Raw genomic sequence first — 19,549 nt, forward strand, 5'->3', positions numbered from 1 at the left:
CATTCCATTCGATTATATCAGCTTCTTCACGGTTGTTCCACGATTGAAGGATGAGGGGGCGGTAGACTTTTCTAATTTAGAGGGTAATAATGGAATGAGCAGAAGGGACGTGTGGCATCATGCATCTATATTGGAAGCGAAATCTGGTCATTTTGTGGATTGGAGTATTGTTTTGCAGCATGGCCTATTCCGTGTCTATTCCGTTTTTACCTATATTTCTGAATACGGAAATGGGTGTAAATGATCATCTGGAACTGTGGTCGGGGATTGCCTTTGGAGTCACTTTTTTAGCCAGCGCGCTGATTGCCCCATTTTGGGGTTCGCTTGCGGATAAGTATGGACGTAAGCCGATGCTGATTCGTTCAGGCTTTAGCCTGGCGGTGTTGTACCTGATATGTGCTTTGGTGACAGATCCATATGTGTTCGTAGGAGTACGGTTGTTTCAAGGCCTACTATCCGGGTTTATTCCTGCTGCGATTGCGCTGGTCGGAACAGGTTCGCCTGAGGAGAAAACCGGCTATGCACTCGGTATTATGGCGACCGCTGGGGCGACAGGCAGCATTATAGGTCCGTTAATTGGCGGTGTGGTGAGCCATTATTATGGCAATCGGAATGCCTTTTTTTTCTCAGCGGCTCTTGTACTGGTATCTGCGTTAATCGCGACCTTTGGCGCTAGAGAGGACAGCTTCAAGGGAACCAGTACCCGCTCGCAAGTTCGTGATGATATCAAGGAGGCTATTGCTAATCGGCCTTTGTGCTTTTTGCTTATTCTGGCGGGATTAAGTACCTTTTCCGTCATGATCTTGGAACCGTTAATTACGGTGTATGTGCTTGAAATGGGAGTTGACCGTAGCCAGGCGTCTTTAAGTTCCGGGATTGTATTCTCAGCCGTAGGCATCGCGGCGGTGCTGATGGCTCCCCGATGGGGACGGATTGGAGGACGGACCGGATTTGCACACGTGCTGCTGATTGGGCTAATCGGTTCGGGAATCGGGAATATATTACAATTTTTTATAACCAACTTTGTTGGTTTTGGTGCACTTCGGTTTGGATATGGATTGTTTTATGCGTCCGTCATGCCTGCTATCAACGCGATGACTGTGGAGGTCACCAAGCCGGAGTTTCGCGGACGAGCCTTTAGCTTGAGCCAATCAGCCACTCAACTCGCGACAATGGCAGGGCCGTTGATTGGCGGCATGCTTGGCAGCTGGATGCCGATCCGCTGGATCTTTGTGTTAAACGGTGGCATACTGCTGCTTGCAGCGTTGTTGCTAGGGGTTAAGGGGAAAAACGTGTTCCCGGTTTCAGCCAAGAAGAACGTCACGGATCAGGATATTCATTCTGCCGGATAAGCGAATCACACAGGATTGTCGAAGAGGACAACCTTAGAGTTCATAGAGCAGGTCTTTTTTTGTGTTATTAGATAATTATCCCAAACCTTTACTTTTAGTATACTTATTCATAACCCTCTACACTGATAATATGACAAGGAGGGATATATTATGATAAGAGACGACATTTTGTGTCAACAGCTTGAGAAAGCTCGTCAAAAGCTGTATATTTTGCAAGCAAAACATGGTTTTAATCATGCCAGTGTGCTCAGACAGTCTGTAATTATGGATAACCTCATCAATCAATATAACCACCTTTTTTATATAAAAGAAAAAAAGCCAACTGCATAAATGGAACCGATGGGCGAGAAACTTTTGGTGAGGTCACTCGCCCTTATATTGTAGCGCTGATACTTATAACAACGATGCTTGTCTTAACTTTTATAACTAGTGTGCAATCTTTCATTTTAGGTACGGTTTGTTTGATGTGCACTCAGTAAAACACCGATAATAACGACCAAACCGCCAATGATTTGGCGCCATGTAATCGTTTCTTGCAAAAGCAACACAGAAAATAAGACTCCAAATATCGGAACCAAATTCATCAGAGAAACGGAACTACTCGGTGACAGCTTGATTAATCCGTAATTGTAGAGCAAAAATGCGATAACGGAGCAGAATACACCCAGATATACTAACAACATAAACGATCCGGTTGTCGGAACCTGCCAACGATCCTTTTCTAATAGAGCCAACGGTATGAAAAAGATACTCCCTGCAACGGTTTGATAAAAAGATAACGTCAAAGGCGGATATTTGTCCACAACCTTGCGCGTCATGAAAGTGTAAAACGCCCACGCAAAACCCGTCCCGATTAATATTAAATTTCCGATTAGTTGATTCTTACTATCCGAACTTTCGCCCACTGAAGTCAAGAAATATACCCCGATTATGGCCAGTGCTATGCCGCAAATTTTATATTTGGATATTTTCACTTTATACAAAATAAGTTCAAGCAGCGACGTAATTGCGGGATATGATGCAACAATTAATGCTGCGTTGGAAGCGGTAGTCAGGCTAACCCCTATATTCTCCATTGAAAAGTAGAGAGTGATCCCCAAAACACCACTAAACGAAATCGTAGCCAAATCTTTTGGCTTTACTTTGACATGTTCCTTTTTAATCAGCAAAACTATACCTAGCACAACGGAAGCTATAATAAATCTGGATAGACCCAAGGTAAGAGGGGGGAACGTCGTGTAGGCTGCTTTGGTGGCAATAAACGATGTACTCCAGATCAATAGGGCTAGAATCGTAGAACCGTAGTAAATGCGGTTGCTTTTGCTGTGATGAGCTATGACTTTGTTCAAGTTAAATCCTCCCTGAGGTAATTCCCTGTGAAATATAATAGTTGCTACTATAGTGACTACTATAAAAACGTTACTAAAAAGATAGTGTGTATATCAGTTTTTGTCAAGGGGAAGTGATATAGTAAGGATGAACACGAATTGAGGAGAAGACGTCATGAAACCAAAACCAAATATATTAGAAATTCTACGGGATTTGAATTTTAGTGAATATGAAGCCAAGGCTTATGTGACCTTATTGGAAAGCTCTCCACTTTCGGGATACGCCGTTTCATTGAATTCCGGGGTACCGAGGTCCAAAATTTACGAGGTTTTGTCTGGAATGGTTAACCGTGGGGATATCATGGTCAGTCAAGAAAATACGCCTCTGTATGTGCCGCTTCCTCCACATGAATTGATTGCTCAGAGAAAACGCAAAGCAGAGCAGATTTTCAATGTGGCGCAAGAGAGTTTGGAGCAGTACACAGCATCATTTCAAAATAGAGAGAATATTTGGAATATTTCGGGGTATGAAGCCATTATCAATCGCATAAATGAAGGGGTAAAGGGAGCAAAACACCGAATTTTATTGGAAATTTGGAAAGAGGATGCCGAGGTGTTCCGAGATGCCTTAGAGCAAGTCGCTCAACAAGGAATTGAAGTGATCATTGTAGCGTATGGGGAGCTTAACTTTGATTTCGCTACTGTTTACCGCCATGATATGAGTGAGGAGATTACGTCTGAAATTGGTGGTCGGTGGATTGTACTTAGCGTAGACGACCGGGAGGTCGTAGCTGGCATAGTTTCACTTGGTGATGACAGCCGTGCTGCATGGACGTTGCATCCGGGGCTGGTGATGCCGATTACTGAAGTGATTATTCATGATATTTATATCATGGAAATCCTATATGAGTTCCGTGAACAATTAGAGGAGAAATTCGGCCCTAATCTAATTCATCTTCGCAATAAATTTGCTATGGGTCCGAATGGCAAAGGATATTATGTTCCTTTGACTGAAAAAAGCATTAAACGTGTATAGAGATTGTCCGAGGTTCGATGTGCAAAAATAAACAGGCCCATGGAGTGTTATTCCATGAGCCTAATTTTATTGATGTTGTGTTCTATTATTTTACGGTTACAATCACACGTTGATAATGCTTTAAAGGATGTTTACCATTGTCCTGTACCTCTGCAATGATATGAATCGTATTTCCAACCTTGGCATCTGCTGGAACTGTGAAACTTGCTGTATTTGTGTCACTTCCTTGCAAGTCAATCGTGTTTACTTTCTCGCCTTTAGCTACTTCTCGGTGAAGCCCAAGCTGCATATCACCCAGCATTTCAGGTTTAACTTGTGCCGGTTGGACTTTAGAATCTTCATACGTGTCGGCTTCAAAATATCTCCACCATTTGTAAGTCAATTGATCACCGTCTGGATCTGCACCTTCTGCATGCAGGGTTATTTTCTCCCCTGGACTAGCCGTTAGGTCTAATCCTTCTTTAATGGTCAATGTTGGATTATGGTTGGCATCTTTGTAGTCGGATGCAATAGCCCAATCTGCACGAGCAGCAAAGTCATTTTGAATATCATCAAACCAACGCATCAAAGAATATTCTGCTTCGAATTTTTTCGTATGCACATCATAATCTAACACAGTATTTCTAAACAATTTATCGTTAACGACACCGAAACGACCTCCCCAGCCACCATAGGTTGGGTTTTCCATACTCCGCAATCCGTTATCAATTAAATAGAAGAAGGATGGAGAATCTCCTTCAGAAATAAAGTCATACTTGTCGTATTGTGGATTTTTCTTTAAGTAGGCTTCACTGCCTCTTTGTTCTTCATCCAACTCGCCTTTGATGATATTGCCATCGCCCATCAAGGCATACATATTGAGCAACTTGCCATGACCCTCTTTAATATTTTTGAAATTCCATTCCCCGTGCAACTTGCTGTTTACTTCTTCTGTGTGCATTTTCCAAGCATAAGCGAAATGCCAGAAGTTAGATTGATCATTAATAATTCTGATGTCAGGCCAATTTTTAGCGATGTAATTATTGTAACTATCGTCCTGGTCCAGAATGATGTACAGTACGAGTTTATCACTTACTTTTTTTCGAATCGTTTCCCATTGATCTGTATTTTTATATTCGTCTTCAATGGACTTTAGAGCTCTGGCCGTGGTATTGGTTCCACCCCAAGTTTGTACGTATAAATCTCTTTTGTCATCGTCCAGGAAAAGCGTTTTAAGGAAATTGGAGCCTTCCGTTTCTTTGTCCATTTCACCTTTATTTGAAATGTTACCTATTTTGGTAACGCTCTTGATATATTCAGGCTTTGGATATCCCTCGGCATGTTTAATTAAGTTGGGGATAAATCTCTCCGTAGGCATCAATCATATCCGTTACCCATTGGGTTCCGGTCCATCTAAATGGCTTGATACCAGCTTTTTCATCACCTGCATAATGATATACAGAGCTAGTCAGTACAATCCCGGACAAATCCATTTCATTGGAGTAAAGAAGGAAGCGAATGACAGAGTTCATATCATCTACTTCTCCATCGGTAGTGATCACCGTTCTGGCTTTGGTAGTTTTATTTTCTACTTTATTTTCCGTCTGTTTTTCTGTTGGAGCAGCGCTTTCATCTTTCACAACGGCGGGCGCCTTACCACTGCAGCCACTGATGATCAGAATACATATCATGACTAATAGAAAAATGCTTAACCCTTTTCTTTCTCTCATTTCTGTTCCCCTCTCTGAACGTTCCTATGATGTTTTTTGTGGATTATAACCATGTAGGTATTCTTTTTATTCAAGAATTAGGCATAAAAAAAACCTAAACATATATATGTCTCAACAAAAGTCGAGCATATATACATTTAGGTTTTGCCTGCATGATCAGTCACAATCCTGATCCAATTTTACATCATTATCTAAGAAAATGAAAGCGGTTTATGAATGCCGGCATAAAATTAGTTTTACGCTTTGAATAAACCGGATTCTTTGACTTCAGACAGGAAGTTGTGGAACTCAGGAATGTTCAGCTGTTGCTGAGCATCGGACAAAGCGACTGCCGGGTTCGGATGAACTTCCACCATGATACCGTCAGCTCCAGCAGCTAGGGCAGCTTTGGCACAAGGGGCCAGGATGTCCTTACGTCCTGTAGAGTGAGTCACGTCCACCAATACAGGCAGATGGCTTTCCTTTTTCAAAATCGGAACAGCGGAAATATCCAGCGTGTTACGCGTCCATTTTTCGTACGTACGAATACCGCGTTCAATCAGCATGACTTGCGTGTTACCACGGGAAACGATGTATTCAGCAGCATGAAGGAACTCTTCCATTGTGGCAGCCAGTCCGCGCTTGAGCAGAACCGGAGTTCTGGTTTCACCCGCAGCTTTGAGCAATTCAAAGTTGTGCATGTTGCGCGCACCAATTTGAATAATATCGATGTATTGGATCGCTTCCTCCAAATGTCTTGGATCGACGATTTCACTGATTGTAGCCAGCCCGAACTCGTCGCCTACACGTTTGAGAATTTGCAGTCCTTCCACGCCCAGTCCTTGGAAATCATACGGGGATGTACGTGGTTTGAACGCACCACCACGTAGAATCGGCACACCGGCTTCCTTGAGAGCCGCACCTACTTCACGAGTTTGCTGGTAGCTTTCCACCGAGCAGGGACCTGCGACCATAATGGAGGCTTTGCCGCCCACCAGCGTATCTTTAACCTTAATAACTGTACTATCCGGTTGATTTTTGCGGCTGACGATCAGATGTTTTTTGTGTTCTTCTTTTTGATAGTTCAAAGAAGCCTTGAAAATATTTTTGAACAGCTGGCGAATCGTAGCATCGTCAAATGGTCCACGGTTAGCCGCGATCAGCTTGTCCAGCATTTGTTGCTCGCGTACCGGATCAAAGTCAGGTACCCCTTGAGCTTCCTTCAATTTTCCAAGTTGTCCCGCCAGTTCAGCGCGTTGGGACAGCAACTCCAGCAATTGCAAATTTGTAGCATCGAGCTGTTCCCGCAACAGCTCCAAAGAATTTTCATTTGTAGACATACAGTACACCCTTCCCGAATTTAAATTTGTTTTTTCTGTTAGCCCATGGACTTTTTTTTGCAGAAAATAACACAAAAAGGCATTCGCCGCAAGGGACGAATGCCGTGGTACCACCCTAATTACAGAAGTATACATACGAATCGTCAACGTCGTTCAGTCGACGGCAGTAACTTCTGATCTTGATGCCCGTAACGGGGGCTTCCGGAAACCTCTACTGCGGACAAAGGAATGAATCCTTCTGTCGGTTCAAGGCTCGACTCGGGAGTGAATTTCAACGCGGGATTGCGGTACGCTCTCAGCAATTCGTACCTTTCTGTGGGAATCCGTTAAACGTCTACTTGTCTCCGTCGATGTCTTTGTTCATGGTATTCAAAAGATTTGACCTTATTTTAAACAAAGTAGGTGCAGAAGGCAAGCCCTGATTATCAGGTTCAAGTTTTTGACCTTGAAATGCTGCCTTACAACATGTGAAATTCAAAAGGGTGCACTCAAGCCATGTGTATCATTTGTGTGGCTTGGGTAGCACCCTTTTTGCATTCTTTATCTGTCCTTTCATTTTCCTTGATCCCTGGGTTCGGGCTTCGCAGATGCGACTCCTCGTGGGTTATCTTCGGCCGAGATATCATCTGTAGTTGTCTTGTCCGCAGACCTGCGGTCATCCTCTTCCACGGGATTCAAGGCTTTGTAGCGCTTATACTCCATATCGGCTTGAGACATCAGATCTTTATACATAGGAGATCAGTCAACTCCTTTCGGTTATACACTTCATTACCCGCATAGCAGAATAGGTAACCGTTTTCTTTCACCTGATAAAATGAAGTGCTTAATCCAGCATATCGTCGCTGTCCAGTTGCTCTTCTTCGTCCCCATCGGTACCATTCAGCAAATCGGTACCATGCAGGAATTCGGCAGGAGCAGAAGGATCAACAGGACTGTTCGGTGTCAGTTCATCGGCATCTGGGACGTCTTCGAGAGGAGTATCTGGGCCCTCGGTTAGATTCTCCCAGTTGGTTTCTGCATTTTGCAGAGAAGGCTCAAAATCATTGTCATGTAGCTCATTAACTCGATCATCACGATTGGCCATGTTGCTCAGCTCCTTTACTTTTTGTTGCTTATTCCGACCTTACCCAAACAGTAGAACGGCTAAACCTTGAGTTAGTGTGTCTGTAGGAAGTTAAAATCATGCGAATAGGGATATGCCCATTCTCAATTAGCGTTTTTTTGGTAACTGCTGTGATATGATAAAGAGGATAGGGAGGGATATGAATTGGAATGGTACATGTTTGGTCCGATGATTAGTCGTATCCGAGTAGGTCAAAAGGCATCTACCCCGGGATTTTCCCGTACCCTCATTCGGCGCCCGGAAGGCTTATACTGGACAGATGGCGGACAGGCCGGAAAAATAGTAGAAATACGCGATTATTTATTTTCCGATATTTGGACGATCTATGAGGATGAAGATTGTGAACCATGGTTGGGGCTTAGAGAGCAGAAGGAGCGGCGCGAACAGGAAATGATCATTAATCAATATGAAGATTTTACAAAAAATGAGTAAAAAGAACATGATACCCTACTAATGAAGAAGGTATGCACATCATCGTATAGAATAATATAATTTCAGGACGTAAAAAATGTTAAAACGTATACAAACTTGTAAATCCTACTATGTAACTTTGAGGTGCTTAATATGAGGCATGTGCCCAAAGCTGTCGCCACCCTGCTAGCGGTCATTGTGTTGTTGTTGTCGCTGGGCTACTCCGCCTATGCGGCCAAAATGACCCCGGAAAGGGATTATAAAATACCCTCCTGGGATATGAGATGGGGAGCGGTAAACGAGGATGGCTCTTTAGATGAGGTAAAGGATTCCAGCAAGGCCTGGATGCATATTGAAGATGATACACAACTGCTTAGGCAGCCCGGTAATATAGGCTCTGCTTGGATTCGTATGAAGTTACCTTCGCTAAATGATGAAACGCCAGCGGTGCTTTTTGAAAATATTTATGGCAGGCATATTACGCTGTATAAAGATGGGACCAATTTTTACGAATCCTACCGTGGGTACAATTATGAGAATAATCGTATTCTGATTCCGCTTAAGCCGGAAGACAGCGGTAAAACATTATACATATGGACGGAAAGCAGTAAGAATAGACTGGGCATTATCGGCAATGTGATGACCGGTGATTATCGTGATTTGTTGGGGACCTTGGTCAGAATGGATGTTTTAGATATTGTACTGGGCAGTACGTTTATCTTTATGGCACTAGTACTACTGATCTGCTCATTTTTCATGTTCCGTCCGAGTATGGCTATGTGGCTGTCCCTAAGTGCAATAGTATTGTCTATTGGTCTGATGATCGTAACGTATTCACCATTCTTGTATACATTCTATCGCGGCTATGGCAAGCTGTACTTACAACTTTTTGATGTGGCACTATTTATTCTGCTGCCTTCATTAGCCTTCTTTTTTGAACAAAATATCAATTCGATTATACTGATTCGCAAATTCAGAAAGTTGTTAACCGCATACTCTTTGTTCTGCTTTACCATGATGATTGTGAATTTAGGAGCACAGGAGCGGCTGAACAATATATATTATTTTTTTAGTGTAGTCATCTTGGGTATATTACTCGTCGCCTTAATGATACTGCTGGTATTTGCTTCGGTTCGCATGGCACTTAAGGGTGATCACGAAGCGATCATTTTATCGACAGGCTTTGCATTTTTTGCAGTCATCTCTATCGGGGAACTGAGCTGGTTCTTCATTCTGGACGGACACTACAATATGTTTTTGTGGAAATGGGGCGTGTTCGGTTTTGTACTGGCGTTGATCGCGATTTTGGGCAGAAGGCTGGCAGAAAAGCACAAGCAGGTGGTTCGGTATTCCAGAGAACTGGAGATGTTCAATAATGAGCTTCAACGTTCGGAGAAAATGGAGATTATTAGCGATTTGGCTGCATCTGTAGCTCATGAGGTACGTAATCCCCTTCAGGTTACACGTGGATTTCTTCAGTTGATGAGCAAGCAGGAGGATGGTAAAAATAAAGACTATCTACATATCGCTCTGGAGGAGCTGGATCGAGCTTCCGCGATTATTACTGATTTTCTGACTTTTGCCAAGCCAGAATTTGACCAAACCAAAACGTTGACCATATTGAACGAATTCAAACATATTGAAGGAATCATCAGTCCAATGGCTAATTTGCAAGGTGGAAAAATTTCACTGGATATTCCCCAGGAAATCAAAGTACGTGGGAATTCCTCCAAGTTCAAGCAGGCGTTCATCAATATCATCAAAAACAGCATTGAAGCGCTGCGAGATCAGGGTCATATTCATATATGGGCTTATGTGGACAACGGAGAAGCTGTCATTCATATTCGGGATAATGGTGAAGGGATGGATGCTCAGACTTTATCCAGACTAGGTGAGCCTTATTTCTCGAATAAGACAAAAGGCACGGGTTTGGGGATGATGGTGACTTTTCGGATTATTGAAACGATGAATGGCAAAATAACTTTTACAAGTGCAAAAGGGGTGGGAACAGAAGCGACCATCCGCTTCCCCGTAGCCGGATAATATCCGGCTTTTTTGCATTCGGAGAAAACGGAGGGAAGCTTGCTGAGCCCACCCACATGAGATTAAGGAATATAGATTAAATAAGCATGAACAACTAATTTACCACATCGAGCGAGGTTTCTGGGATGCAGCGAGCACGCCGGAGGGGTCTGGAGGAATTACCAGAAAAAACTGATCAGGCGTTTCCTCTAATGTTTTGATTTGGATATGATCGGGGATCACGACTCCTAACACATCACGAATTGCAGATTTGGGATCTGTCATCAGTTTCTCTCTGAAACTGGCATCCTCCCAAGCTTTTTGAATGACTTGTGTTTGAAGAACTTCAGTAGCCATCAAAAATCACCCTCTCATTCAATTGGTTATATTTACCTAGTCAGTATACCACGAAAGGCTCAGAAAAATCTAGCATTATTTCATATTTTTGGAGAGCCAGTAGTCAAGTCCGCCTCTTCTCAAATGCGAGCGTCCGCCTTCAATTTCCGCCGCCACTTCGCCCAGTTCTGCTGCGATAGAATGTGCAAAGCTACGTAGGCCGTGGATAGAAGGCTTCAGGGTCTCTAACTGTTGGACTGCTTGATCGGCAATGTTCACATAGCTGGCGAGCGCACCGCGTACATAAATTGCTTCCTGAATCTGTTTGGGTCCCAATCCTTCACAGTAAGCTGTCTTTTGCTCGGCACTGATATGGGACAAAAGACAGTTATAGCTATGTTCGACCAAATCTTCTGCCCAATCCGCCCAATCATCCGACATTTGAAGCACGAGTAGCGCCAAGTCCGTCATATTTGTAATAGTCTGGACCAGATCGGCACGGCCTGCGAGCAGTAAAGCACCCGTTCCGGCCATTTTTAATGGACTTGCTTTCAGTGCGACCTTATTTCTTTCTCCTTGAAAATAGTCCTCTGTTCCTTCGGATATCACACTAACGGCCCATTCATCAACATACGTTCGGGCATATGACCAAAAAGGAGAGGTTGCCGGAAAAAGGTCCCGATATACACTTATACACTCGGTATAGAAGAGCTGGCTTAAGGCGAGTTGCGTTTTACGGTTGTCTGCTGCTGTGTCCATCACATCATCTTGAATTAAATAGTGAGCCATGATAAACACGTTGCCAAGTGACAGCTTGCGGCATGTTTCGGGGGGGAGTCCGGTGAGTTCTTGCAGCCAAAATGGAAGCAAATAGCATATGTAATTACGCGTGCTGTCTTCCTGCAACGGATTAAAACGCGCCAGAAAGTCCAAACCCTCTTGCTGAAAGGGAGTTGGAAACGTGGACGTCCGTTCCTCTGCTTGACGAAATACTTTTTCCAATTCGTCTTTGTATGCAAAATACCATTCCATCGCCATCACCTGCATCTCTTATGAATATTTTTATAGCGATTTCTAGTTGTTACCGGCCATTATATAACAGATTGCAATTTTCAAGATTTTGTTATTTTTACATTGAGAATGTTGTAAAAAGGATATCGACAAAAATCCCGGCTGGGAAGATCCCGCCGGGATTTTGTTTTTTTAAAATTAGTCGATCTCTAAATAGTCAATATAAGCATCCCATGTCCCATCATCGGCTGTTACAACAAGCTCAATCTCTTGATTTCCGGTTCCATGGCTGACATTGTTTAAAGTATAGACCGCAGGACTGCTCCCGCCGTAGTAGAAGGTACCCTTCGTTTGTCCACCAATTTTCAAGTCAACTTTGGCCATGTTGGAATTATTTGAAGCACCACGGAGTGAAAAACGATGGGTGCCGCTGGTAAAATTCTGTGTGAATTTCACTGAATCATTGTTGGAGTATAAAGCCACTCCGTTGAATGGCGAGCTGATATTTGAAGTATACTGACCGCCTTTGGTCATATTCTCTGCTTCCACTTTTGTGCCTTTGTTTGGCGGCGTTTCGCCGTTTCCGCCATCAGGCGCTACCGCCCGGCCATTGCTTGGTGAGATCATACCAGAGCAAAGGTTACGGTTTTTGAGGTTCTGTGCAATTTGTGGAATAGCTTGGAGTGTAGTCTGGTACTGATCATGCATCAGGATCACATCGCCGTTTTTAAGTTTGCCCGCAGCAGCTACGATCTGTGCGGTGGAGGCGCCGTTCCAGTCTTGGGAGTCAACGTTCCACAATACTTCGGTAAGACCGTTTTGGGTCTCAATGGATTTGAGGGTTGCGTTGGTCTCGCCATACGGAGGACGGAACAACTTTGGTGCCGTGCCCGTAATGGACTGTATCGTTTGCTGCGTGCGTGTAATTTCCGATGACATCTGCGATGTGCTCAGTTGTGTCATATGCGGATGTGACCATGAATGATTACCGATCCACATGCCTGCTGCTTGCTGGTCACGTACAAGCGAAGGATTATTCTGCGCGTTTTGTCCAAGATTAAAGAGCGTCGCGCGTAAACCGTTTTGCTTCAGAGCACTAAGCAGCGCTTTGGTGTTAGAGGGATTGGGACCATCGTCGAAGGTTAACGCTACATAACCGCTCGAGCAATCAGCCGCAAGCGCCTGGTTGTTCGAGATCACCAGCGAGCCTGTGAATAAAGACAAGGTGATTGCCATAATCGCCGTCCATTTTCCTGCTTTAGCTATAAACATGGGTCTACCTCCTAGCTATTTTAATATAGTTGCATTCTGTAGTAGCTTGATGCAACATGTCTTTCAAAAATCAATTGTAAACGTTTACGATTTGATTTTATCATATTTTCCTTAGTATATAACTTGAAAAATTTCAAGTTATATTGTAGAAAGTATAGTTATTCATTCTTACTCACTCTACAGGATAGGGTTCCCAAGGAGCGCGTGTAGATCGAAGGTTGGGTGTAATTGTGATAGCAATGTTCATAATTTCTTTTTCCCGTCTTATGGTTACTTAACAGGCGAAAATATGAATAAAAATAGCGGGAAAAGAAAATATTATTTTAAAAAGGATGAAAGAAGGGTCTGCAACATGAAAAAACAATGGAAATTGACCGTTGCTATTCTGTATGGAGGAGTGATGATGTATGGCACTGCGGGTGCAGCAGGAGCTTCCGGGACGGAACCGAGTAATTCGTTGAAAACTCTCACTCCCAACGACTCTATCCAAGGGGCAGCCCGCCAATGGAATGTTGAACCACAGGACGACCACGGACATGGGCATGTTCACAGACATAGGCACGGTAAAAGGCCTGGCGGCTTGAATCACCATCTCAACGAGAAAGTAGCTAGGTTGCTGGGCATCACTCCTGTACAGTTAGAGAAAGAACTGGGACAAGGGAAGTCATTGGCCGAGGTTGCTAAAAGCAAAGGCATCAAAGAAGATCAGCTCATTGATAAATTGAAGAATGAAATGACTATGGATCTGAAACGGCTTGTGAACCGTAAAGGCCCGATTACATTCGATCGTAAGTCCGGAGCTTCGAGTGAAGCTCAATTAAAACATGAGGCAGGGACGCCCTCAACCTCGGCTAACGAAAACTAAATGTATCTTTTTGCACTAAAAAACCTTGAGAATGGCGGTCCTCAAGGTTTCCATATTCACCGGGCAGTACGCATCGGATTCCTGCTCTCGCAGGGCACCTTGGTCTGGCACAGTCCGCAGCCAGCACCCGATTTGGCCTCGCCGCCGTTTAGAACCGCAAAGTCCCGTGATGCCTGTCCGTACACAAAATTCATGCAGGCGATTTTGTCATGTCCGCCGTCCTTGCTGATGGCCTGCACAGGGCAGCGGGTAATGCACACACCGCAGATGCCCTTGCTGCACAGCAGGCAGTTACCGGTATGTCCTGTGGCTGAAGATATTCTGGCATCAGGCGGCACCTTGAGATCGGTCACCACGGACAGCAGGCGGATGGCAATTCCTTTTTCGGTGATGAAGCCGTCATTGATACTGAAGGTGCCGAGACCCGCAGCATATGCAATGTGGCGCTCCGACCAGTTGGAGATCGGCCCCCCCTCGGCGCCATGGATGCTGTACCAATCCGTATCCAGCGGTGCAACCGCACGGTAACCAAGGCCTGTTAAGTATCCCGCCAAATGCCGCCTTGCAGACTGTACAAAATATTCATCGCCAAAGGTCCGCAGCAGCGCCCATTCCCTTGAGGCTCTTTCTTTTTGCGCACGATTAGCCTTACGGATCGTCTCGCTGATCGGCAGCACAACGCTGATAACGGTGCCTCCATCAAAACTCTCCGTTCCAAAGGAACGTTCAAATGCTTCCTGCGGCGTGGCGTGATCGGGCCCCACTACTCTTTTGTACTCCTCAAACAAAGGATCATTAGCCGCAGCAAATTGGATAATCGGCTCCTCGTAATAAGGACTCCGCAGTTCTTCACAAACATTGCCTTTGTCTTCGCTCACATAGGTTTTCATCTCGGCTGCGATGTTTTCTCTCATATCCGGTACGGATTCAACCATCCTATCCACATCCCTCTCCGTGGTTATTGTTCACAGTAAAGCTTCCCTTGATACCGCAATAAACATTTCGATCTTTTTCGTGTATATACACGAATTGAACACAACTCCACCTGGATGAGGAGCCGTCTAATATCCATCCAAATTTTCAATCTTGGATAAGAGTGTGTTGAGTATCTGCAACTGTCCGATTCCCAATGACTCCTGCAAAAAACGTTGCGCCTCCTCCCAAAGCCCTGCTGCGTCATTGTATACCGTTCTTCCCCTCTCCGTCAGAGTAAGGCAGCGGTTGCGACTGCCCTCAGTAGATGTATCCTCCACATACCCATCATGCTCCAACGCTTTCAAATTGCGCACAATCGTCGTCCGGTCGAGTCGCATCTCCAGCGCCAATTCACTTACACTTGCGGGGCCCAGTGCAGTTAAGTGCTTGAGCAGCGAGAATTGGCTAATATTGAGTCCGCTCGGGGCCAGATACCGGTCATACAGTCCCGTAACAGCCATCGAGGAACGGCGCAGATTGATGCAGGTACAGACTGAGGCTGATCGCTTCTGCGAAGATTTCTTATTCTTTCCTGTCGTTTTCATAAGTTCTCCATTCGTGTACTGTTTCGTGTATCTACACCATCTCAAAAGTGGTAGGTTTTGTAAGCGATATTTGTCACAGCAGTCAGTTCTGTCGGTCTATCATGATTTATCCCCTGTAGTCCTTCCTACTAATGAAAAGTTGAAATAACCAGTCGCCTTGAAATCTACCAGCGACTGGTTATTTAGCTTTGCTAGAATGTGAGCCGAGCGATACCTATAACAGCTTTTTAAGCTGGGAAATACGCCCTTGGGATACGCCGAGTCATTCAGCATATTCGCCTTGCTTGGCTGTTGGATGCTCGCGCAAGAGTTTTCTTAGATTTTCAACTAATTGTTATGAAGACGACCGATGGTTACTTTTTTCTTTGTACGCAGATTTCTTTACGACAGGAACAGGTAATGGACTCACACCTATATTTCCCTTCAGATCGTTTATGCATTTTTTACATAAAAATGAATCCCTGAAATAGCTTAAATCCTGAATCGAATAGCATAAGTGACAGCAGACTCCAATATACTTCCGCATACTCAATAAACCTGTTTCACAATCTAAATAAAATTCTAAGGACTCACCAGCTTGAATACCCATAGAGGTTCGCATCTCTTTAGGAATAACAATTCGACCTAACGTATCCAATGGACGTGTCATACCTGTATTTTTCAAGTGATCTTCTCCTTCCATTGTCCAACATCCAATGATCTCCTAATAAAAATATAAAAATCAATAAAGTAAAAGCATTTATGTTTGTTCCAAAAGATGGTATTATCGTGAAGGAAAATCAATAATTATACTATTAGTTTCCAAACTATATTGTTTATTGAAATTGAAATTTTATGAAAATGCTGAAAGGGTGGTTTATCCATGGAAATCACACCTACGATACAGGCAGAAATTCAAACCTATTTGAAACGAAAAGGCTTAACGATGACCAAGTTTGGTCACACGATTGATTTGAATGTAGGTACAGTTAGTAGCATTGTGACCGGTAACCGATCTATTTCTGTTCACCAACTGGATAGCATTACTGCGGGAATGAATTTACCACCGGATTATTTCTACGAACGTTATATTGAAGAATGTATTGAAGAATCTCCGCTCAACTGGAAAAAAATTAGCCCTTTCTTATACCGATGTATTGAGCTAGGACGACTGGACTGCTTGCAGCGAGTTGTAATTCTGTTATTGGATAACCCTAATTATCCGCCATCGCTCTTTGAAGTTGCCGAAAATGTATACAAAGACGGTTACAATGAAACAGCGGCTTATCTTTACAAAAAGGTGGCTGAAAGTGAGAAGCAGCAGCATTCAGAGCGATTGGCGGTCTGCCAGTATCGCTTGTTTCAAATTAATATCGGACAAGATAGAGCTATAAATCTTCAAGCTGCCATTGAATTTGCCCCTTTTGTGGATCGTTTAGACGAGATAGAGCAATTAGATGCATTAAAAGATTTGGCGAACGTGTACAGATCATTAAGTATGTGGGACAAGGTGTATGAATTTGCAAATCAAATGGGTCAAATGGGAAAGATCCAATATAATTTGGTTCATAACTCTAAGCGAAAAGGAACAGAGCCACGAAAAAAGCTAAGCAGGCCACTGTTTGTATACATAGTTTACTCCGAATTGCTGTGTGCTAATGCTTGCGATGCAAAAGGAGATCATGAACAGGCATTAGAACATATCCGAGGTTATGCCGATCTAAGTTGGGTAAAGGAGAAGGACCCTGATTCACTTTATTGGAAGAAACAATATCAGCAATGGGCAAAAATTAATACTTACGTCAATAGGCTTATGTCCGGGGATATTAGTGTTCTCCCCGATTACGTAGAACATATGGCTGCCGAAAATGAGATTTTTGCCGAGCTACTAAACGTTCTTGAAGTTGCTAATCGGTACAATGTAGATGTAGACCATATCCTTCAGCGTTTTGAATCCCAAATTGAGGCTTATCAAGAACCGTCATCTTCAGACATGTATACACAGCAGGTTTTACCGGAAGAGTACGTACGCTTCTGGTACAAAATGGCTAAATACAGCCTAAATAAAGGCAGATACCTATATGGTTTCAAATGTTTAATAAACGCGTTTGAAAAAGCTGTTACAATTAATCATGTACTACTTATTGCCAATTGTTTTGGATTATTTTTTCACTTCAAAACACATGCGGCTCCCGAAACACAGACACAGTTCCAATCTATTTATGAGGAGGTGTGGGAGAAAAATGATCAAAAGGATGGCTTTCTTCTTGGCGGTAACTAGCTTTTTACTGGTATTCACAGTACCAGTCCAAGCTGGAAATCTAAGCCATGGCACGATCCAAACACAAGGACACGTTGGTGGATCTTGACCAAACACTAATTCATTACTATTGACCAGCTTATGGCTGGTCTCTTTTTGTATTATTTTGTAATTTTTCGACTCAAAAAAGATATGACGTATTTGTACATCCCTCCTTAAAATGAGATTCATTAGGAGGTATGCAGGATGAACAGGTATGAAACGGTAACGTTAATTCAACAGATGGAACACGCCAGACAACATTTGCATGATCTTTACGAAGAGTATGGTTTCGGACATGCTTGTGTACTTGAGCAGTCTATGCTTTTGGATGAACTGATTAATCAGTACAACCGTATGTTTCAGACCAAGAAGCTACCTCACTATGTTTAGGGCTAGATCATTAACAACGACGATATTATGTTCAGTCCATCCTCTCCCTTCTTTGTTATGCAAAACTATGACTTCTCCCGCGTAACGTTTATTATTCTATATAATGACTTATTTTAAAATAAAATACATATTCATGTCATAAAATGTTAATCATCTTTTTGAGGGGACGGCATACTAAGGCACAGAAAAGCAGAGCTCAATAAGTGAGCCCTGCCAAAGTTCATTGGAATCATAACCCCATGCTGAAACACAGACGCATAAGATTATCCAAGCTCCTGCGTGCTTTTGGAAGCGCGTTTGGAGGAAAGGAACTGGAAACGAAAGGAATGCCAGTTCAATCGCTGTCTGCCTTTGGAACCAACAATCCAGTTGCCGCCGGGCAGATGGGCAAAGAGCCAGCTGATGCCCAGAGAAACACTTGCCACGACGATAAACGTAATGAGCGTAGCTGTAAAATGATGATCGCCCAGTGCAAGCGAGCGGGTGTAGTAGGATATGAAGGCCAGCACGAGTGCATGGGCCAGATATCCTCCAAAAGAATAACGCCCGATCCAGTTCAGCATACGGCGAAACGGCTCGGATCGCGTATCTTTTTGCAAATGGAGCAGCAGTCCGTACAATAAAAGCAGCTGCGACACAATGAGCACAAAGGTGCTTGGCTTCAAATAGGTGGAAATATTAAGATTGATCGTATCGCCCGACTGGATCAGCATCGTGTGACCCATGAGCATGAACAAACCAATAAAGACAAATACATTCCACGGCAACGTCTGTTTGACCAGTCCACGCCACGTGTCTGTCATGTAAGCACATACTGCGCCCAGCATAAAATAGAAAAAGTACATGACAAAGTTGTAGGTGCGATAATCCAGCAGAGTCTGCCAAAAGGACGGCAACCCAGTGCTCCATGCAGACATGTCATAGTAGGACCATTGTAACAGCAAAGCATAAGCCGTAGCGGCAATCAGCATAATAGCCAAAACAAGCTGTTTGCGTCTTTTTGTGCTATAACGACGTAGAAACGCTTGAACCTGCCCGGCTACTTTTGAAAATAAAGGAAACAAAATATAAAACTGAAAGATCATCACTACAAACCATAGATGATATCCGCTGACGGGGATGATCATTTCCTCGAACATACCTTTGTAAAAATAAATATTTCCCCACTGCGCCGTTGACCAGTTTTGAGTACATACCCAATAAATAACAGTCCAGCAAAGGAAAGGAACATAAATATCTCGAAACCGCCTGCCAATATAGCGAGGATAGCCAATCGGTTTGTTGCCGTTATAAAATAGCAGCGCCGCAGACAGGAAAACGAACGTCGGTGTGCCAAAACGTGTCAAATGATACAGCATCGCGAGCATAACAGAATCTGGCTGTTGGATGTCGCTGCGATAAATATATTCGCCAATGCAATGCTGAAGCACGACAGCGAGGTAGGCAAGGCCCCGTAGTTCTGTCCACTCCGCGATACGCGGCTTACTCATCCATATCACTCCTTTTCCGCAAGATATGCACATGTTTTCCCTAGCACAATTGTAGGTATTGTAACGTAGAAACATTAGTGCAGG

At 43.6% G+C, this 19,549-nt stretch carries 18 protein-coding genes, 2 pseudogenes and 1 other annotated feature; of the genes and pseudogenes, 8 read left to right on the top strand and 12 right to left on the bottom strand.

Annotation, left to right across the window (positions count from 1 at the left end; translation table 11 throughout):
• Positions 1-119 precede the first annotated feature (119 nt).
• Both ACYCSE_RS14650 and ACYCSE_RS14655 read left to right on the top strand, forming a co-directional pair.
• Positions 120-1,352, top strand: a complete 1,233-nt coding sequence (locus ACYCSE_RS14650) for an MFS transporter (protein WP_459698507.1) — start codon at positions 120-122, stop codon at positions 1,350-1,352.
• Positions 1,353-1,502: 150 nt separating this feature from the next.
• The gene (locus tag ACYCSE_RS14655; RefSeq protein WP_061831220.1) at positions 1,503-1,682 is read left to right on the top strand and encodes an aspartyl-phosphate phosphatase Spo0E family protein; all 180 of its coding nucleotides are present in this window, start codon (positions 1,503-1,505) and stop codon (positions 1,680-1,682) included.
• A 116-nt stretch (positions 1,683-1,798) separates the two neighbouring features.
• On the opposite strand, the gene ACYCSE_RS14660 is transcribed toward ACYCSE_RS14655, so the two are convergent.
• Entirely contained in the window at positions 1,799-2,701 is a 903-nt protein-coding gene (locus tag ACYCSE_RS14660) for a DMT family transporter (RefSeq protein ID WP_459698510.1), read from the bottom strand.
• A gap of 154 nt (positions 2,702-2,855) precedes the next feature.
• Between ACYCSE_RS14660 and ACYCSE_RS14665 the strand changes: the two genes are divergently transcribed.
• Complete coding sequence (locus ACYCSE_RS14665) at positions 2,856-3,716, top strand: TrmB family transcriptional regulator (protein WP_459698512.1); 861 nt, start codon at positions 2,856-2,858, stop codon at positions 3,714-3,716.
• An 85-nt stretch (positions 3,717-3,801) separates the two neighbouring features.
• On the opposite strand, the pseudogene ACYCSE_RS14670 reads toward ACYCSE_RS14665, so the two are convergent.
• From ACYCSE_RS14670 to ACYCSE_RS14685, 4 genes and pseudogenes are all read right to left on the bottom strand, one after another.
• Positions 3,802-5,425 (bottom strand): annotated as a pseudogene (locus tag ACYCSE_RS14670) (DUF1593 domain-containing protein).
• Between the two features lie 236 nt (positions 5,426-5,661).
• A complete protein-coding gene (locus ACYCSE_RS14675; protein WP_013309063.1) occupies positions 5,662-6,744 on the bottom strand; it encodes a bifunctional 3-deoxy-7-phosphoheptulonate synthase/chorismate mutase in 1,083 nt (360 codons plus the stop codon).
• A gap of 88 nt (positions 6,745-6,832) precedes the next feature.
• Positions 6,833-7,104: a binding site (T-box leader), on the bottom strand.
• Between the two features lie 192 nt (positions 7,105-7,296).
• On the bottom strand, positions 7,297-7,476 hold the full coding sequence (locus tag ACYCSE_RS14680) for a hypothetical protein (RefSeq protein ID WP_459698515.1): 180 nt from the start codon (positions 7,474-7,476) through the stop codon (positions 7,297-7,299).
• Positions 7,477-7,567: 91 nt separating this feature from the next.
• A complete protein-coding gene (locus ACYCSE_RS14685) occupies positions 7,568-7,828 on the bottom strand; it encodes a hypothetical protein (protein WP_061831212.1) in 261 nt (86 codons plus the stop codon).
• A 183-nt stretch (positions 7,829-8,011) separates the two neighbouring features.
• Between ACYCSE_RS14685 and ACYCSE_RS14690 the strand changes: the two genes are divergently transcribed.
• Entirely contained in the window at positions 8,012-8,299 is a 288-nt protein-coding gene (locus ACYCSE_RS14690; protein ID WP_023987328.1) for a hypothetical protein, read from the top strand.
• Positions 8,300-8,431: 132 nt separating this feature from the next.
• Positions 8,432-10,321 carry an ATP-binding protein gene (locus ACYCSE_RS14695; protein WP_440723183.1) on the top strand — a complete coding sequence of 630 codons (1,890 nt, stop codon included), beginning with the start codon at positions 8,432-8,434 and terminating at the stop codon, positions 10,319-10,321.
• A gap of 99 nt (positions 10,322-10,420) precedes the next feature.
• Here ACYCSE_RS14695 and ACYCSE_RS14700 read toward each other — a convergent pair whose 3' ends face one another.
• The 3 genes from ACYCSE_RS14700 to ACYCSE_RS14710 form a co-directional block, all read right to left on the bottom strand.
• A complete protein-coding gene (locus ACYCSE_RS14700) occupies positions 10,421-10,657 on the bottom strand; it encodes an NHLP leader peptide family RiPP precursor (protein ID WP_013309068.1) in 237 nt (78 codons plus the stop codon).
• A 75-nt stretch (positions 10,658-10,732) separates the two neighbouring features.
• The gene (locus tag ACYCSE_RS14705; protein WP_459702526.1) at positions 10,733-11,668 is read right to left on the bottom strand and encodes a hypothetical protein; all 936 of its coding nucleotides are present in this window, start codon (positions 11,666-11,668) and stop codon (positions 10,733-10,735) included.
• A gap of 177 nt (positions 11,669-11,845) precedes the next feature.
• The gene (locus ACYCSE_RS14710; RefSeq protein ID WP_459698518.1) at positions 11,846-12,919 is read right to left on the bottom strand and encodes a polysaccharide deacetylase family protein; all 1,074 of its coding nucleotides are present in this window, start codon (positions 12,917-12,919) and stop codon (positions 11,846-11,848) included.
• 352 nt (positions 12,920-13,271) lie between these two features.
• On the opposite strand from ACYCSE_RS14710, the gene ACYCSE_RS14715 reads away from it, so the two are divergent.
• Positions 13,272-13,784, top strand: coding sequence for a hypothetical protein (locus ACYCSE_RS14715; protein WP_459698520.1), 513 nt, complete (start codon positions 13,272-13,274; stop codon positions 13,782-13,784).
• Between the two features lie 56 nt (positions 13,785-13,840).
• Here the strand turns inward: ACYCSE_RS14715 and ACYCSE_RS14720 are convergent, their stop codons facing one another.
• The 3 genes and pseudogenes from ACYCSE_RS14720 to ACYCSE_RS14730 all read right to left on the bottom strand — a co-directional run bounded on the left by ACYCSE_RS14720 (position 13,841) and on the right by ACYCSE_RS14730 (position 15,968).
• The gene (locus tag ACYCSE_RS14720) at positions 13,841-14,719 is read right to left on the bottom strand and encodes a 4Fe-4S binding protein (RefSeq protein WP_459702527.1); all 879 of its coding nucleotides are present in this window, start codon (positions 14,717-14,719) and stop codon (positions 13,841-13,843) included.
• 126 nt (positions 14,720-14,845) lie between these two features.
• Positions 14,846-15,304, bottom strand: a complete 459-nt coding sequence (locus tag ACYCSE_RS14725) for a MarR family winged helix-turn-helix transcriptional regulator (RefSeq protein WP_322159423.1) — start codon at positions 15,302-15,304, stop codon at positions 14,846-14,848.
• Between the two features lie 262 nt (positions 15,305-15,566).
• Positions 15,567-15,968, bottom strand: a pseudogene (locus ACYCSE_RS14730) (AbrB/MazE/SpoVT family DNA-binding domain-containing protein).
• 198 nt (positions 15,969-16,166) lie between these two features.
• Between ACYCSE_RS14730 and ACYCSE_RS14735 the strand changes: the two are divergent.
• Both ACYCSE_RS14735 and ACYCSE_RS14740 read left to right on the top strand, forming a co-directional pair.
• On the top strand, positions 16,167-17,564 hold the full coding sequence (locus ACYCSE_RS14735) for a helix-turn-helix domain-containing protein (protein ID WP_459698522.1): 1,398 nt from the start codon (positions 16,167-16,169) through the stop codon (positions 17,562-17,564).
• Positions 17,565-17,789: 225 nt separating this feature from the next.
• On the top strand, positions 17,790-17,975 hold the full coding sequence (locus ACYCSE_RS14740) for an aspartyl-phosphate phosphatase Spo0E family protein (protein ID WP_025723187.1): 186 nt from the start codon (positions 17,790-17,792) through the stop codon (positions 17,973-17,975).
• A 263-nt stretch (positions 17,976-18,238) separates the two neighbouring features.
• Here the strand turns inward: ACYCSE_RS14740 and ACYCSE_RS14745 are convergent, their stop codons facing one another.
• Complete coding sequence (locus ACYCSE_RS14745) at positions 18,239-19,465, bottom strand: acyltransferase (RefSeq protein WP_459698524.1); 1,227 nt, start codon at positions 19,463-19,465, stop codon at positions 18,239-18,241.
• Between the last annotated feature and the right edge of the window lie 84 nt (positions 19,466-19,549).

This window comes from Paenibacillus sp. SEL1 (assembly GCF_054602535.1).

Excerpts from the sequence above, each read along its gene's own strand:
- ACYCSE_RS14735 (WP_459698522.1), top strand. The coding sequence starts at position 16,167 with ATGGAAATCACACCTACGATACAGGCAGAAATTCAAACCTATTTGAAA.
- ACYCSE_RS14700 (WP_013309068.1), bottom strand. The coding sequence starts at position 10,657 with ATGGCTACTGAAGTTCTTCAAACACAAGTCATTCAAAAAGCTTGGGAG.
- ACYCSE_RS14695 (WP_440723183.1), top strand. The coding sequence starts at position 8,432 with ATGAGGCATGTGCCCAAAGCTGTCGCCACCCTGCTAGCGGTCATTGTG.
- ACYCSE_RS14710 (WP_459698518.1), bottom strand. The coding sequence starts at position 12,919 with ATGTTTATAGCTAAAGCAGGAAAATGGACGGCGATTATGGCAATCACC.
- ACYCSE_RS14655 (WP_061831220.1), top strand. The coding sequence starts at position 1,503 with ATGATAAGAGACGACATTTTGTGTCAACAGCTTGAGAAAGCTCGTCAA.
- ACYCSE_RS14715 (WP_459698520.1), top strand. The coding sequence starts at position 13,272 with ATGAAAAAACAATGGAAATTGACCGTTGCTATTCTGTATGGAGGAGTG.
- ACYCSE_RS14675 (WP_013309063.1), bottom strand. The coding sequence starts at position 6,744 with ATGTCTACAAATGAAAATTCTTTGGAGCTGTTGCGGGAACAGCTCGAT.
- ACYCSE_RS14650 (WP_459698507.1), top strand. The coding sequence starts at position 120 with ATGCATCTATATTGGAAGCGAAATCTGGTCATTTTGTGGATTGGAGTA.
- ACYCSE_RS14725 (WP_322159423.1), bottom strand. The coding sequence starts at position 15,304 with ATGAAAACGACAGGAAAGAATAAGAAATCTTCGCAGAAGCGATCAGCC.
- ACYCSE_RS14665 (WP_459698512.1), top strand. The coding sequence starts at position 2,856 with ATGAAACCAAAACCAAATATATTAGAAATTCTACGGGATTTGAATTTT.
- ACYCSE_RS14680 (WP_459698515.1), bottom strand. The coding sequence starts at position 7,476 with ATGTATAAAGATCTGATGTCTCAAGCCGATATGGAGTATAAGCGCTAC.
- ACYCSE_RS14745 (WP_459698524.1), bottom strand. The coding sequence starts at position 19,465 with ATGAGTAAGCCGCGTATCGCGGAGTGGACAGAACTACGGGGCCTTGCC.
- ACYCSE_RS14720 (WP_459702527.1), bottom strand. The coding sequence starts at position 14,719 with ATGGTTGAATCCGTACCGGATATGAGAGAAAACATCGCAGCCGAGATG.
- ACYCSE_RS14705 (WP_459702526.1), bottom strand. The coding sequence starts at position 11,668 with ATGGAATGGTATTTTGCATACAAAGACGAATTGGAAAAAGTATTTCGT.
- ACYCSE_RS14740 (WP_025723187.1), top strand. The coding sequence starts at position 17,790 with ATGAACAGGTATGAAACGGTAACGTTAATTCAACAGATGGAACACGCC.
- ACYCSE_RS14685 (WP_061831212.1), bottom strand. The coding sequence starts at position 7,828 with ATGGCCAATCGTGATGATCGAGTTAATGAGCTACATGACAATGATTTT.